We start from the raw sequence: 14,580 nt of genomic DNA on the forward strand, positions 1-14,580 counted from the left end.
TATAAAAAAAAAGGGAGCGCTCGCTCCCTTTTTTACATTCTGCTTGGTATGCCGTTGAATCCTGACAAACTATCCCCATATACTCATTAGTATCTAAAACGGAAGAGAGAAAAATATGAACTTGGAGCGTTCCGAGCGCATTGAGATTCCGGTCCTGCCTTTGCGTGACGTGGTTGTTTATCCTCATATGGTTATTCCACTATTTGTGGGAAGGGATAAATCTATCCGTTGCCTTGAAGCAGCGATGGACAATGATAAGCAGATTCTATTGGTTGCGCAGAAAGACGCGGCAACTGATGACCCATCCATTGCTGATCTGTATGAAGTCGGTACAGTGGCCTCAATCCTGCAGTTGCTAAAATTGCCTGATGGCACGGTCAAAGTGCTTGTTGAAGGTTTGCAGCGTGCAGAAATTAAAAAATTCCGCGAGGATGATTTCTTCATTGCTGATGCTCAGTACACCGAAACGCCAGAAATGGATGAGCGTGAGCAAGAAGTGTTGGTGCGTACAGCCATCAGCCAGTTCGAAGGCTTTATTAAGCTGAACAAGAAGATCCCGCCGGAAGTCCTCACTTCGCTAAATGGTATTGAAGAAGCCGCACGTTTGGCGGATACCATTGCTGCGCACATGCCATTGAAGTTGCATGACAAACAGCAAGTGCTCGAAATTGTGGACATCGCTGAGCGCCTTGAATTTTTGATGACCATGATGGAATCAGAAATCGATCTGCTACAAGTTGAGAAGCGCATTCGTAGTCGCGTGAAAAAGCAGATGGAAAAGAGCCAGCGCGAGTATTACCTCAATGAGCAAATGAAAGCTATCCAGAAAGAACTGGGTGAGCTGGATGATGCACCAGATGAATTCGAAAGCCTGAAGCTGAAGATTGAAGAATCGAAAATGCCTCAGGAAGCCAAAGAGAAGACAGAGCAAGAGCTGCAAAAGCTCAAGATGATGTCTCCTATGTCGGCGGAAGCGACCGTAGTGCGTAGTTATATCGATTGGATGGTCAGCGTGCCATGGTCGAAGCGCTCGAAAGTGAAAAAGGATTTGGCGAAAGCTGAAGAGATCCTTAACTCCGATCACTATGGTCTGGAGCGCGTCAAAGAACGCATCCTTGAGTATCTCGCGGTACAAAACCGTATCAACAAGCTGAAAGGTCCAATCCTTTGCTTGGTCGGTCCTCCTGGTGTGGGTAAAACCTCTCTGGGTCAGTCGATCGCCAAAGCAACGGGACGTAAATACACCCGCATGGCATTGGGCGGCGTGCGTGACGAAGCGGAAATTCGTGGTCACCGTCGTACTTACATTGGCTCATTGCCGGGCAAGCTGATTCAGAAAATGGCTAAAGTGGGCGTGAAAAACCCATTATTCTTGTTGGATGAAATCGACAAGATGTCTTCAGACATGCGCGGCGACCCATCGTCTGCTTTGTTAGAAGTGCTTGATCCTGAACAAAACAATGCGTTCAATGACCATTACCTGGAAGTCGATTACGATCTGTCAGATGTGATGTTTGTGGCGACGTCGAACTCCATGAATATTCCCGGTCCTTTGCTTGACCGTATGGAAGTGATTCGTCTGTCGGGTTACACCGAAGATGAAAAACTGAATATTGCTAAGCAGCACCTACTTGATAAGCAAGTGCAGCGTAACGGCCTTAAGCCAAGCGAAATCACGATTGAAGATTCCGCCATTGTTGGCATCATTCGTTATTACACGCGTGAAGCGGGTGTGCGTAGCCTTGAGCGTGAGATTTCTAAACTGTGTCGTAAGGCAGTGAAAGAAATTCTGTTAAACAAAGAGCTGAAATCGATCACCATTAATCAGGAAAACCTGAAGAAGTATCTTGGTGTACAGCGTTTCGACTTCGGCAAAGCAGATGAAAGCAACCGTGTGGGTCAGGTAACGGGCCTAGCGTGGACATCAGTGGGCGGCGATCTGCTGACCATCGAGACTGAATCAATGCCGGGTAAAGGCAAGCTCTCACAAACCGGTTCGCTGGGCGATGTGATGCAAGAGTCGATTCAGGCTGCGATGACCGTGGTGCGTACTCGTGCTGAGAAACTGGGCATCAACAACGACTTCTACGAAAAACGTGATATTCACGTACACGTACCAGAAGGCGCAACACCGAAAGATGGGCCAAGTGCGGGTATCGCAATGTGTACTGCGTTGGTTTCTAGCTTGACGGGTAACCCTGTACGCTCTGATGTTGCCATGACAGGTGAGATCACGCTTCGTGGTGAAGTGTTGCCGATTGGTGGTTTGAAAGAAAAACTGCTTGCTGCACACCGTGGTGGTATTAAAACGGTCATCATTCCAAAAGAAAACGAACGCGATCTGGAAGAAATCCCAGATAACGTGAAAGCGGACCTAGATATCCATGCTGTGCGTTGGATCGACGATGTTCTGACCCTTGCATTGCAGAACAATCCGCTCGGAATCGAGCTTGTCACCGCTAAAAAGAGTGACGCGTAGCAAAAATAAGCAACGCAAAGGGCTGACAGTCAGTAAAAGGCTTGTCAGTCTTTTTTTTGAGGGCTAAGTTAAGAGAAACGTTGCAAGCCCTTAATTCATAACAGCTACAGCGTTTTACAGCCTTGTTTTGATAACAAAGGCGATGACTAATTATTCGCCACCGCAAAAAATGGGATTTGTGGTTCGTTTGTAAAGGGGATGAAAAAGTGAACAAGTCGCAGTTAATTGATAAAATCGCAGAAAATGCAGATCTGTCTAAAGCTTCAGCAGGTCGCGCACTAGACGCACTGATCGATGCAGTATCAGGTAGCCTAAAAGATGGCGATCAAGTTGCTCTAGTTGGTTTTGGTACCTTCTCTGTTCGTGAGCGTTCAGCACGTACGGGTCGTAACCCACAAACCGGCGCAGAAATTGATATTCCAGCCGCTAAAGTCCCTGGCTTTAAAGCGGGTAAAGCTCTGAAAGACGCGGTTAACTAATCTTAAATATACCGTTTGCTCTTTGTCGCAGAGAGCCGAGTTTAAGGCTGTAATGTCTGTGACATCAGCGTATAATCAGGCTCAACAGAGTGTAAAGGCGCATCTCGGGATGCGCTTTTTTAGTTTTTAATACTTAAGTTTTAATCTTTAATACTTGGTTTTAATTCTTAAGACGAACGTTTCAATTTAGCAGGAGTAGCGGCACGTTATGATGGAGCGACTACGTGAAGGCGTAAATAGCATCGCGGTTAAGATCATCTTAAGCCTTATTATCTTTTCCTTTGCCTTTGCAGGTGTCGGTGGCTACCTCGCTGGTGGTACTGAGATTCCGGCGGCGAAAGTAGGTGATCTAGAAATTAGCCGTAGCCAATTTGAGCAAGCTTATCAAAATGAGCGCGCGCAGATGCAATCACAGGCTGGAGATTTCTTCTCAACGATGTTGAGCGATCCCAATTATCTGGCTCAATTCCGTCGCAATGTTCTAGACCGTATGGTGAATCAGTCTCTTCTTGACCAAGAAGCTGATCGACTGGGTCTACGAGTAAGTGATGTTCAGGTTAAACAATCAATCCGAGAAATGCCTGCTTTTTCAAGCAATGGCATTTTCAATAATGATTTGTACCTTGCGGCACTACGTCGTAACGGTTTAAGTCCGGATCAATTTGCTGAATACGTTCGCCAAGACATGGTTCGTGAGCAGTTGGTTAACGCGCTGGTAAGCAGCGAGTTTGCCCTAGAAGACGAATTAGAGTCCCTGTATAAGCTTGAAGGACAAACGCGCATGGTGCGTACCTTGACGCTGCCATTGTCTGATTTCTCTGATAAAGCGGAAATCACTGACGAGCAGAAGAAAGCGTACTATGAGCAAAATCCGAGTCAATTTGTTCGCCCTGAGCAATTTAAGCTGTCTTATGTTGAGCTTACGGGTTCAGGCGTTGCTGACGTTGCAGATGTGACCGAAGAAGAAGCTGAAGCTTACTACGACGCGAACATAGCCGCTTACGGCACGTCAGAGCAGCGTAAAGTTAGCCACATTATGATCCAAGGTGATGATGATGCAGCCAACGAAAAAGCACAGGCTGTACTTGCTGAGCTTAACGCAGGTGCGGATTTTGCAGAGCTAGCAAAAACGCGTTCAGATGATACCTTTAGCGCAGAACAAGGCGGGCAACTGGATTGGTTTGACAAAGGCGTGATGGACCCAGCGTTTGAAGATGCGTCTTTTGCACTGGTTAACACGGGCGATGTCACTGATGTTGTTCAGTCTGATTTTGGTTTCCACATCATCAAACTTGATGAGATTAAACCGTCTGATGCGAAGCCTTTTGCTGATGTTCGCGATGAAATTATCGCTCAGTTGAAGCTACAACATGCCGCTGAAAAATTCTACGCACTGTCAAATGAACTGGCTGAGAAAGCATTTGAAATGCCAGACAACCTTGATGATGCCGCTGAAGCAGTGAATGCGACGGTGAATAAAACGGATTTTATTGCCTTAAACGAACTGTCCGGTGCGCTCGCAAACCCTGCGGTTGTGCAAGCGTTACAAACACCAGAAGTGCGTGAAGATGGCTTGAACTCCGACATCATCGAAATTGCACCAGAACACGTGTTGGTTCTGCGCGTTGATGATGTTCGACCTGAAGCCGTGCGACCATATGAAGACGTGGAAGCGCAGGTGACGGCGATGCTTAAGCGCCAAGATGGCGAAAAAGCAGCGGATGCATTGGCGAATACCTTGCTCGCTGAACTCAACGCTGACAATGATGCAGGCGTTAACGCATCAGGTTACGCATTTGGTGCAGAAAGCGAAGTTAGCCGTGTGTCACCAGAGCGTGAAGTGGTTGAATTGGTGTTTACCATGCCGACACCTGCTGCTGATGCGAGTGAGTATGGTCTGACGCGTGCTGTTAACGGCGATGTTCTGATCGTTGCGCTTGATAGCGTGAAAGAACCGGCAACCGAAGAGATTAGCTTACAAAGCCAGATGGCAGAACGTGTGGCACGTACCACCGCCAATGCTGATCTGAATGCTTTGATTGCACAGCTAAAACAAAAAACAGAGGTCACTTATTCTTTAGACACGGCGGAGCAATAATCACTGATATTTTGAAGTGATTGCATCGCAGTTGTAATTGATAAGTCACATCGACGGGGCGCTTTTAGCGCCCCGTCGTTTTTTTGTACATTGTAATGGAGCCGGGAGAAAGGATTCGTATGCTGGTGAGGACAGTCATTCATACAACCTAAGGAACAGGAAATGATAAAAACACTCTTTTCAGCATTGGTACTGGCGGCAACGCTAATCATCAGCCCTTTTGCCGTTGCGCAAGATGGCGCTCAAGGTGCGCCTATTGAAGTGAACATCAATACGGCTGAAGCCGATGAGCTTGATAAGTATCTGGATGGGATCGGTAAATCAAAAGCGCAGGCTATTGTCGACTTTCGCAACGAATACGGTGCTTTCGAATCTGTAGAAGCACTATCAGGTGTCAAAGGTATTGGTAACGCCATCGTAGAGAAAAATCGCGATCGCATAACGCTGTAATCCCCGCTAGGCTGTGTGTCGGGGAGCACCCTCTCCCCAGTCTCATTTAATTTTCCCCCTGCGTTTTGTACGCTTCCCATGCCTTCTGTTATTTGAACCTAACCTTCTGATGCGTGACACTCGAGTGGTTACCGCCTTTATGGGCTGATTTTTCATGTGAAAAGCTTGAGAAAAGATCACTGTGACAACAGAATGGTATCAGTACCCACGTCTCAACTAAGTCAAGGAAGCCATGAGCCAGAAACACAGCCATTTCTTTGCCCATCTCGCGAGAATGAAACTTATCTATCGCTGGCCGTTAATGCGAAATGTGTTCAACGAGAATATCTCTGAACATAGCCTTCAAGTCGCATTTGTTGCCCATGCGCTCGCACTGATTGAAAACAGAAAATTTGGCGGCAATTATTCGCCAGAACGCGTCGCCTTGTTGGCCATGTTTCACGATTGCAGTGAAGTGCTGACGGGGGATTTACCCACGCCAATCAAGTACTTTAATCCTGCTATTGCCGACGAATACAAAAAAATTGAGCGTATTGCGGAAGACAAACTGGTGGCCATGTTACCGGAAGAGTTTCGTGATGATTACCGCCCGTTAATCGACAGTGCGGCGATAGACGCCGAAGACTATCAGTTAGTGAAGCAAGCTGATTCTATCTGTGCCTATTTAAAGTGTTTAGAAGAGCTGTCGGCGGGCAACCACGAATTCGAGCAGGCGAAGCGTCGTCTTGAAACCACCATGGAAGACCGTGGCAGTGAGGCGACGGCGTATTTTATGTCAACGTTTGGCGCGAGCTTTGGGCTAACGCTCGATGAGATCAGCGATGAGTAAGTTTTTGGTGTCATCGACATGGGAAGCACGGCTGGCAGAAGAGAATAAGAAGCGTCGTAACGATAAGCGCACGGTGTTTCAGCGAGACCGCGCCCGTATCCTTCATTCGGCTGCCTTTAGACGCCTACAAGCGAAGACTCAGGTGCTTGGGGCAGAGCACAGCGATTTTTATCGAACCCGCCTGACGCACTCGCTAGAAGTGTCACAGATTGGCACGGGCATCGTTGCCCAGCTCAAAGAGAAGCAACCAGATTTTAAACCCTTGTTGCCTTCAACCAGCTTAATGGAAAGCTTGTGTTTAGCGCACGATATTGGTCATCCCCCTTATGGGCATGGCGGTGAGATTGCGCTGAACTATATGATGCGCAACGACGATGGTTTTGAAGGTAATGCGCAAACCTTTCGTATTGTGTCATTGCTCGAACCTTATACCGAGCAAGATGGCATGAATTTGGCTCGCCGAACCTTATTGGGGCTGCTGAAATATCCGACGTTGCTGAAGCACACTCGACGGCTTCAATTGCCGGAGGATGTGAAAGAATTTCGCCATCTCAAAGCGGCGTTATGGCATCCCGCCAAGGGCATTTATCAGGATGATACCGATCGCTTTGATTGGGTGTTAGGCGGGTTGTCTGACAAAGACGCGAACTTGTTTACGTCTTTAAGACGTGCGCCTGATGATGATCACCACGGCCGATCAAAATATAAATCGCTCGATTGTTCCATCATGGAATTGGCCGATGACATTGCTTATGGCGTGCATGATTTAGAAGATGCCATCGCCATGGGGATTGTTCAGCGAGACCAATGGCAAGAAGCTGTCGCCAGTAAACTGGCCGAATGCGGCGATCCTTGGCTTGAAACCAATATCGGCCATTTGAGTGAGCAGATGTTTGGCCCTCATCATGAGCGCAAAGATGCCATTGGCGCGCTGGTGAATACCTTGCTGACGTCGATTGCCATTGAGCCTGCGGTGCAAGATGGTGTCAGCCGATTCGACGATCCGCTTTTGCAGTGGAATGCCAAACTGACCGACGTGATGCACACCGTACTAGGTGTACTCAAAGCCTTTGTTAGCGAATACGTTGTGCAAAAGCCCGAACTTCAGGTGATTGAATACAAAGGTCAGCAATTAGTGATGGAGTTGTTCGATGCGTTTGATGCCGACCCAAAACGTCTGTTGCCTGTCGCCACGCGTGACCAATGGTTAAAAGATGTGGCTGATGGAAAAACAGGTCGACGCGTGATTGCTGACTACATTTCTGCGATGACAGATGGTTATGCTCAGCGCCTATACGCCACTATGTTTACGGCAGTAAATCAGGGACCCTTGCATCAGATAAGGTAGGAATGAGGAAAGAGTAGGCCCTTACGCTCTTTTCATTCGCTTTTCTTCCCATAATGCCGCTCATACACCCCGGGCGGCATTTGGCTTATCTGAAACGCGATCATTCCATCAAAGGCATCCAGCAGTGGCTGAAAACGCCTATCATTGCCGCTCATTGCCGATAGCGCGTGATACCCCGCTTCAACCGTTGATAGTCCACCTTCTTTTGGGGACTTACGAATACGATAATTCCCCTCACTTATTGCATCCAATGTCACCGCAGGCAGCGCGTGAAGGTTGGCAGACAGCTGATACATCTTAAAGGCTTTGCGCCATGTTCCATCTAGCAAGATGATGCCGCGAGTTGTATTGGGCTTTCCCTGCCAGAGAGACACAGGAATGGCGTTCTCGGCAGGATAAAGTAACGCAAAGTCGATATTGTCTTGAGCCAGCAGGGTATTGAGCTGCGCATGATCGGAAAAGTCTTCACCCACGAACAACACACAATGGGGCAGTGACAAGGACAAAATACGCGCCGTGCCTATGGGTTGGTCGACTTCAGAAGGGTGTTGAAGCACGATGACAGGCACATCGCTGTCAATACGAGAGATGAAGTGGCAGATACAGGCCTTTTTGGCTTTCCCGCAATGTTCGCAATATCGACTGGCTTTCTTATTCATTACCACGGTACGCTATAACTAAATGAAATATCGAGAGTTGGAGACACGATTGTCAGTTTCTCGAATACTGGTTGTTTTGGTGGTTCTCACCCTGCTTGCCCAAGTTCCCACTGTCCATGAGGCGCTGGTTTGGGATCGCCTTGATATACAAGCGGGTCAGTGGTGGCGAATCGTAACAGGAAACCTTACCCATACCAACGCTATCCACATGGCCATGAACTTAGCAGCCTTGCTGGTATTGGCTTTGCTGCATCGCAGGTACTATGCGCCTCGCTCGCTGTTAGCCATGCTATGGACCATGATGGCGGCAATTGGTGCAGTGATGTTTATTAGCCCATTCGATTGGTATGCGGGGCTGTCAGGCGTACTGCATGGGTTATTTGTGTTTGGTGTCGTCCGAGATATTCAGAACAAAGTCCCACTGGGATGGGTCATGCTGGTAGGCGTCACGCTCAAATTGGTTCATGAAGCCTATACGGGCGGTGATTCGATGACGGCGGAATTAATTGAAGCTGGGGTCGCGTATCAAGCGCACTGGGCAGGGGCTGTCGTAGGCTTAATTTTCGCGTTAGTGTGGAAACAGAGTGGAAGTGAAAATATTTAGGACCTAGGACCTAGGACCTATAGAGCGACAAGGCCTAGAACCACATTTCCGCAATCCTAGGCCTTCGATACTATCTCTTGCTCTTATTGACTATACGTCGACAGGAAGCGTTCAAAGCGACCAATCGCCAGCTCTAAATCATCGACACGAGGCAAGGTCACGATACGGAAGTGGTCTGGTTTCGGCCAGTTAAAGCCTGTGCCGTGAACCATCAATACTTTTTCCTGCATCAGAAAATCCAGCATCATTTTTTCATCGTCATAGATCTTGTAGCGCTTAGTATCAATTTTCGGGAACAGATACAGTGCGCCTTTGGGCTTCACACAGCTGATGCCAGGAATTTGATTGAGCAGTTCATGGGCTTTGTCACGCTGTTCAAGCAGACGACCACCGGGCAAGATCAGCTCGTTAATGCTTTGATATCCGCCTAACGCCGTCTGAATGGCGTGCTGCATCGGTACGTTGGCACACAAGCGCATTGAAGACAGCATTTCCAGTCCCGCAATGTAGCTTGTCGCTTTGTGGAGTGGCCCAGACAGGATCATCCAGCCAGAGCGAAAACCACATACGCGATAGGATTTAGACAGGCCACTAAAGGTGACACAGAAGACATCCGGTGCCAGTGGCGCAATCGAGTGATGCTGAGCGCCGTCGTACAAGATCTTGTCGTAGATCTCGTCAGAGAAAATAATCAGGTTGTGCTGACGTGCGATCTCAGCGATTTCTAACAAGAAATCTCTGCTATATACGGCACCCGTCGGATTGTTCGGGTTGATCAACACAATCCCTTTGGTTTTTGGTGTGATCTTGGCTTTGATATCGGCCAGATCGGGATACCAATCCGATTCTTCATCACACATATAGTGCACTGGATTACCGCCAGACAGCGACACTGCCGCCGTCCACAGTGGGTAATCAGGTGATGGAACCAGCAATTCGTCACCGCTATTGAGCAGTGCCTGCATTGACATCACGATCAATTCGGACACGCCGTTACCCAAGTAAACGTCTTCAACGTCTAAATCGAGCATGCCGCGTTTTTGGTAATGCTGAACCACGGCTTTGCGGGCGGAATAAATGCCTTTGGAATCACAATAGCCCTGAGAAGTTGGCAGGTTGCGGATCACATCGACCAGAATTTCATCTGGTGCATCAAAGCCAAATGGGGCGGGGTTGCCGATGTTCAGTTTTAGAATTTTGTGGCCTTCTTCTTCAAGGCGCTTTGCCTGCTTCATCACTGGCCCGCGAATGTCGTAACAGACATTATCCAGCTTGGTCGACATCCCGATATCTTGCATCATGATTCCTGAGCTTAAATTTTGGTGTTTGCAGTAAATTACACTAACGAAAAGGCTTATATAAGTAGCTAATAGTAATAAATAACGAAAAAGAGAGAAATCAGTGATTTAATGCCAGCAAACCCATACGTTATGCTGGAACATTCGGTTTTCATCACAATCAATAAGGTTGTAGAATGCGTTTCCAACAGGAAATATTATCGAGTTTGTCGAGAAATGACGTCTGTTGGTGCAAAAAAAGCCACTTTGGGGATATTTTGCCCACAAATCATACTGCATGTTTGGAACATAGTGTGAGCAGAGGTTGAATCGGGGTCTTTTACCCGTGCGTTTCAGCAAACAGCAATACCCAAGGAATCGGGCACTTTGTGAGTATTCAGTGAGGTTAGTTTGACCGATTTAAGCCAAGCGATAGCCCAGCTTGTTGATTCCTTGTCGACACTGTCCCCGATCCCCCATCAGCTTTCGGTGTGTTTTTCATGGCCTGAAGAGGTCGACCCGATTGAATGGCTGGATGCCCAACCCATTTATCCCAAATTCTACTGGCAAACTCGCGACGGTCGCGAAGAAGTGATGGCGCTCGGTCAAGTGAAAACCTTTACCGATCCCGCTGCTGCGGAAAAAGTGTTATCGACCAATCAACGTATTTGGGGTGGCCGTTCATTTGACGGTAGAACCGCGCGCAATCAGCGTTGTTTGCAGTCTTTCTTTTTCTTGCCGCAAATTGAAGTTGCTCGTCAGGACGACACGTGGACGCTGACGGTTAATTTGGGTGATGACTTGCTGAAGACACAGGCTGCATTGTCAAAAGTGACCATGGCGCACCCCACATTGTCTCCGCCAGAGTGCCATATTCTGTCTACTGAGCATTCGCCGTCGTTCCCTGATTGGTCTGCCATGATTGATCGTGCTCTGACCCACATCGAACAAACCGATCTGCAAAAAGTGGTCTTGGCGAGAAAAACCTCATTATCGCTCGATCGCCCCGTGTCTGCCGCCCAACTGCTTAAAGCCAGCCGCGACCAGAACCGCGCAAACTTCCATTTCATGTTAGCGCTGGACGAGAAACACTGCTTTGTGGGATCAACGCCAGAGCGTCTGTTCAACCGCCATGGGCAAGATCTCTCGACGGAAGCCTTAGCGGGAACGATTGGTCGTGGCAAGAGTGCGGAAGACGATCTTGCGCTGGCCAAATGGCTGCTTAATGACAGCAAAAATGTGTATGAAAACCGTTTGGTGGTGGATGACATTTCATCGCGTCTGGCCTCGCATTGCCAGACGTTAACCATTGAAAAAACGCCTCATCTGGTGCGCTTGCGCAAAGTGCAGCACCTAAAGCGCGCGATTGATGCGGCGCTCAATAAAGGTGTGTCGAGCGCAACCTTGCTCGATACGTTGCAGCCGACCGCTGCAATCGCAGGATTGCCGAGAGAAGACGCGGTGGCGTTTATTGTGGAGAACGAACCGTTTGCTCGTGGTTGGTATAGCGGGTCTGTGGGGTATTTGAGTGCAGAATGCAGCGAATTTTGCGTCGCCATTCGAAGCGCATTGATGATGGGGGATTCTTTGCAGCTTTTCGCAGGCGCGGGCATTGTTCCAGGCTCTGTGGCTGAGAGCGAGTGGAAAGAATTGGACCGCAAAATTTCGACGCTTTTAAGCCTGCTCACACCTATCCCTGATTCCACCTTGGAGAAACGAGCAGGATGAATTCAGCTTCTGCAAACATGGCCTCTGAAAACACGGCTTCTTCGAACACAACGGCGTTAAATCAGGTCACGTTAAACCGGATTTGGTCTCGTCTTATTCTGACAGCCCTGCATCGCGCTGGCGTCGTTGATATTTGCATTGCACCGGGCTCTCGCTCGACGCCACTGACCCTTGAAGCTGAACAATTACGCCAAGATGGCAAGAGCGTTACCTTACATACGCATTTTGATGAACGAGGCTTGGGCTTTCTCGCGCTCGGCCTTGCTAAAGCATCGAACCGTCCTGTTGCTGTGATTGTCACCTCAGGCACCGCCGTGGCTAACTTGTTACCCGCCGTGGCTGAAAGTCGTCTTACTCGCGAAAAACTCATTTTATTGACAGCAGATCGCCCCGCAGAACTGATCCAGTGCGGGGCGAATCAAGCTATCAGCCAGAAAGCGGTCTTCGGTGAACATGCCGATGGCTTTGCTGATTTGCCCAGCCCCACTGAAAGCATCGCGCCGGGCTGGCTGCTTTCGCTGGTAAGTGAACAATTACATCATCAGGCCGTGAATGGTGGCAGTGTGCATATCAACTGTCCGTTTCCTGAGCCGCTTTATGGCAATATCGATGATGCAGGTCGTTATCTTGCGCCGATACAAACCTGGCTAACGGGTGATAAGCCTTATCTGACGTTTTCTAAGACATCCACCTCGCTTGATACCGCGCTAACGCAATGGCAAACCTTGCAACACAAAAAAGGCGTGTTGATTGCGGGTCGGATGACGCAAGCCGATCGCCACGCCATACAAAGGTTGGCCGAACAATTAGGCTGGCCGCTATTGTGTGATCCCCAAGCGGGGCAAGGCTCCGAGTTTGCGGGCTTTGACGTTTGGCTGCAAAACCCTGACTGCGTATCAGTACTCAAGCAGGCGGAATGCGTGGTGCAGTTTGGCGCTCGCTTGGTATCAAAACGCCTTGGCCAATTCATCTCATCTTTTGCTGGGGAATACTGGCTGGTGGATGAGCACCCCGGCAGACTCGACCCGTCGCACAAGCCTGCATATCGTATTGTCGCTAGCCCCTTGCAAGTTGCGGATGCACTCGCACAAGATCTGGTCGCTTTAGATGCCAACGTGGCGGGAAAAAACTGGGCGAAATCACTGGCCGTCGCGAGCAATAAATATCTCGCACTGCTTCGCCAGCAATGTGAAGCGTCCAATACGCTTTCTGAAAAAACGTTTGCTACCGATTTTGCTCATTGGTTGACGTCAGAGACCGATCTTTTTGTTGGCAACAGCATGGCAATCCGTCTTCTGGATATGTGCTGCTGCTTGCCGGATGTCACTGTGTTTGCCAATCGTGGCGCATCAGGCATTGATGGTTTGATTGCTACGGCAGCGGGCGTTCAGCGAGCGCGTCAACGTCCGATGCTGTGTGTGCTTGGTGATACGTCCGCGTTATACGATCTGAACAGCTTGGCCTTGCTGGCGCGCAATCCTCTGCCGCTGGTGATAGTGCTTATCAACAACAACGGCGGCGGAATTTTCGACATGCTGCCCGTGCCGGATGCTAAAAAAGACGCCTATTATCGTATGCCCCATGGCGTCGAATTTTCTCATGCTGCAGCCATGTTTAGTCTTAACTACCTCCGTCCGACTTCGTTGCTTGAAGCGCGTTATGCGTGCCTTGAAGTTTTAACTCAAAACGGCACCACGGTCATCGAATTAACCGTGCCCGAAGGTGAGTGCGGACGTGATGTGAAAGCCCTTTTTGATGTCATTGCGCATGCCCATCTTTTCTGAGGATTCGTCTTTACCTTCAATCGGAGCACAACCCGTTTCTGCGTCTGTATTGTCTGCTCGCTTGTTGTCTTCACCGTCAGGCAATGCGAAAGACAAACCTGCATTAGTGTTTCTCCATGGTCTGCTGGGTAACGGGAAAGATTGGCAAGACGTGATCGACGCGCTCGGCAATGATTTCAACTGCCTAACCATTGACCTCCCCGGACATGGTGAGAGCCAGCACATTGATGTTGCCGGCTTTGACGATACCTGCGCTTTGATTGCGACAACCATTCAATATCATCTTCATCAACCGTTTTGGTTGATTGGCTATTCGCTTGGCGCGCGCCTTGCCATGTATTTGTCTGCTATCCAACGAGAGAGCGTTGGTGAAGGTGATGCGAGGTTGGCGGGACTCATCATTGAAAGCGGCCATACAGGTTTGCCCATTCAAGAGCGGGCAGCAAGAAAAGACCATGATGCGCGATGGGCCGCGCGATTTGAGCAGGAGCCCATTGTTGATGTGCTTCAAGATTGGTATCAACAAGCTGTCTTTTCCTCACTAAATCATGAGCAAAAACAAAGTTTGGTGGCTATTCGCAGTGATAACCTCGGAGTCAAAGTGGCCAGTATGTTGCGTGCTACATCTTTAGCTAAGCAGCCGATATTATCGCAAGCACTGAAAAACAGCGGGTTGCCGCTTTATTATTTGTGTGGCGAGAACGACCACAAGTTTGCTGCACTGGCGAAGTATTCGGGATTCGCATTTTTTACCATCCCAAACGCTGGACACAATATTCATACTGAACAGCCAGCGCTGTTTAGCCAGCACGTAAAAAGGCTGATTTGACATTTAATTGATGAAT

12 protein-coding genes are annotated in these 14,580 nt (G+C 48.8%); 10 read left to right on the plus strand and 2 right to left on the minus strand.

Translation table 11 applies throughout. The annotated features are described in order from the left end of the window. Positions 1 to 115 precede the first annotated feature (115 nt). From lon to ACED36_RS18015, 6 genes are all read left to right on the plus strand, one after another. Positions 116 to 2,479, plus strand: a complete 2,364-nt coding sequence (lon, locus tag ACED36_RS17990) for an endopeptidase La (RefSeq protein ID WP_016961010.1) — start codon at positions 116 to 118, stop codon at positions 2,477 to 2,479. A gap of 206 nt (positions 2,480 to 2,685) precedes the next feature. Further along, complete coding sequence (gene hupB, locus ACED36_RS17995) at positions 2,686 to 2,958, plus strand: nucleoid-associated protein HU-beta (RefSeq protein WP_017004308.1); 273 nt, start codon at positions 2,686 to 2,688, stop codon at positions 2,956 to 2,958. Positions 2,959 to 3,166: 208 nt separating this feature from the next. Next, positions 3,167 to 5,056 (plus strand): peptidylprolyl isomerase, encoded by a 1,890-nt coding sequence (gene ppiD, locus ACED36_RS18000; RefSeq protein ID WP_371733643.1) that lies wholly within the window; start codon positions 3,167 to 3,169, stop codon positions 5,054 to 5,056. Between the two features lie 162 nt (positions 5,057 to 5,218). Next, the gene (locus ACED36_RS18005) at positions 5,219 to 5,506 is read left to right on the plus strand and encodes a ComEA family DNA-binding protein (protein ID WP_371733644.1); all 288 of its coding nucleotides are present in this window, start codon (positions 5,219 to 5,221) and stop codon (positions 5,504 to 5,506) included. Positions 5,507 to 5,738: 232 nt separating this feature from the next. Next, on the plus strand, positions 5,739 to 6,335 hold the full coding sequence (gene yfbR, locus ACED36_RS18010; RefSeq protein WP_016961014.1) for a 5'-deoxynucleotidase: 597 nt from the start codon (positions 5,739 to 5,741) through the stop codon (positions 6,333 to 6,335). Then, the gene (locus ACED36_RS18015) at positions 6,328 to 7,683 is read left to right on the plus strand and encodes an anti-phage deoxyguanosine triphosphatase (protein WP_017004302.1); all 1,356 of its coding nucleotides are present in this window, start codon (positions 6,328 to 6,330) and stop codon (positions 7,681 to 7,683) included. Before yfbR ends, ACED36_RS18015 begins: the two co-directional genes overlap by 8 nt. A gap of 32 nt (positions 7,684 to 7,715) precedes the next feature. Here ACED36_RS18015 and ACED36_RS18020 read toward each other — a convergent pair whose 3' ends face one another. After that, the gene (locus ACED36_RS18020; protein WP_371733645.1) at positions 7,716 to 8,342 is read right to left on the minus strand and encodes a tRNA-uridine aminocarboxypropyltransferase; all 627 of its coding nucleotides are present in this window, start codon (positions 8,340 to 8,342) and stop codon (positions 7,716 to 7,718) included. A gap of 49 nt (positions 8,343 to 8,391) precedes the next feature. Here ACED36_RS18020 and rrtA point away from each other — a divergent pair, with 49 nt between their 5' ends. Beyond that, on the plus strand, positions 8,392 to 8,946 hold the full coding sequence (rrtA, locus tag ACED36_RS18025) for a rhombosortase (protein ID WP_371733646.1): 555 nt from the start codon (positions 8,392 to 8,394) through the stop codon (positions 8,944 to 8,946). Positions 8,947 to 9,029: 83 nt separating this feature from the next. Here the strand turns inward: rrtA and ACED36_RS18030 are convergent, their stop codons facing one another. Beyond that, positions 9,030 to 10,244, minus strand: a complete 1,215-nt coding sequence (locus ACED36_RS18030; protein ID WP_017004297.1) for a pyridoxal phosphate-dependent aminotransferase — start codon at positions 10,242 to 10,244, stop codon at positions 9,030 to 9,032. 390 nt (positions 10,245 to 10,634) lie between these two features. Between ACED36_RS18030 and ACED36_RS18035 the strand changes: the two genes are divergently transcribed. The 3 genes from ACED36_RS18035 to menH are packed head-to-tail and all read left to right on the plus strand — an operon-like array spanning position 10,635 to position 14,564. Beyond that, positions 10,635 to 11,951, plus strand: coding sequence for an isochorismate synthase MenF (locus ACED36_RS18035; protein WP_371733647.1), 1,317 nt, complete (start codon positions 10,635 to 10,637; stop codon positions 11,949 to 11,951). Continuing rightward, the gene (menD, locus tag ACED36_RS18040; RefSeq protein WP_371733648.1) at positions 11,948 to 13,735 is read left to right on the plus strand and encodes a 2-succinyl-5-enolpyruvyl-6-hydroxy-3-cyclohexene-1-carboxylic-acid synthase; all 1,788 of its coding nucleotides are present in this window, start codon (positions 11,948 to 11,950) and stop codon (positions 13,733 to 13,735) included. The genes ACED36_RS18035 and menD overlap by 4 nt, the downstream gene beginning before the upstream one ends. Continuing rightward, a complete protein-coding gene (gene menH / locus ACED36_RS18045) occupies positions 13,707 to 14,564 on the plus strand; it encodes a 2-succinyl-6-hydroxy-2,4-cyclohexadiene-1-carboxylate synthase (RefSeq protein WP_016961021.1) in 858 nt (285 codons plus the stop codon). Before menD ends, menH begins: the two co-directional genes overlap by 29 nt. Positions 14,565 to 14,580 lie beyond the last annotated feature (16 nt).

This window comes from Enterovibrio sp. FF113 (genome assembly GCF_041439165.1).
Lineage (GTDB): Bacteria > Pseudomonadota > Gammaproteobacteria > Enterobacterales > Vibrionaceae > Enterovibrio > Enterovibrio norvegicus_A.

Excerpts from the sequence above, each read along its gene's own strand:
- ppiD (WP_371733643.1), top strand. The coding sequence starts at position 3,167 with ATGATGGAGCGACTACGTGAAGGCGTAAATAGCATCGCGGTTAAGATC.
- ACED36_RS18015 (WP_017004302.1), top strand. The coding sequence starts at position 6,328 with ATGAGTAAGTTTTTGGTGTCATCGACATGGGAAGCACGGCTGGCAGAA.
- ACED36_RS18005 (WP_371733644.1), top strand. The coding sequence starts at position 5,219 with ATGATAAAAACACTCTTTTCAGCATTGGTACTGGCGGCAACGCTAATC.
- menD (WP_371733648.1), top strand. The coding sequence starts at position 11,948 with ATGAATTCAGCTTCTGCAAACATGGCCTCTGAAAACACGGCTTCTTCG.
- menH (WP_016961021.1), top strand. The coding sequence starts at position 13,707 with ATGTCATTGCGCATGCCCATCTTTTCTGAGGATTCGTCTTTACCTTCA.
- ACED36_RS18030 (WP_017004297.1), bottom strand. The coding sequence starts at position 10,244 with ATGCAAGATATCGGGATGTCGACCAAGCTGGATAATGTCTGTTACGAC.
- lon (WP_016961010.1), top strand. The coding sequence starts at position 116 with ATGAACTTGGAGCGTTCCGAGCGCATTGAGATTCCGGTCCTGCCTTTG.
- ACED36_RS18020 (WP_371733645.1), bottom strand. The coding sequence starts at position 8,342 with ATGAATAAGAAAGCCAGTCGATATTGCGAACATTGCGGGAAAGCCAAA.
- yfbR (WP_016961014.1), top strand. The coding sequence starts at position 5,739 with ATGAGCCAGAAACACAGCCATTTCTTTGCCCATCTCGCGAGAATGAAA.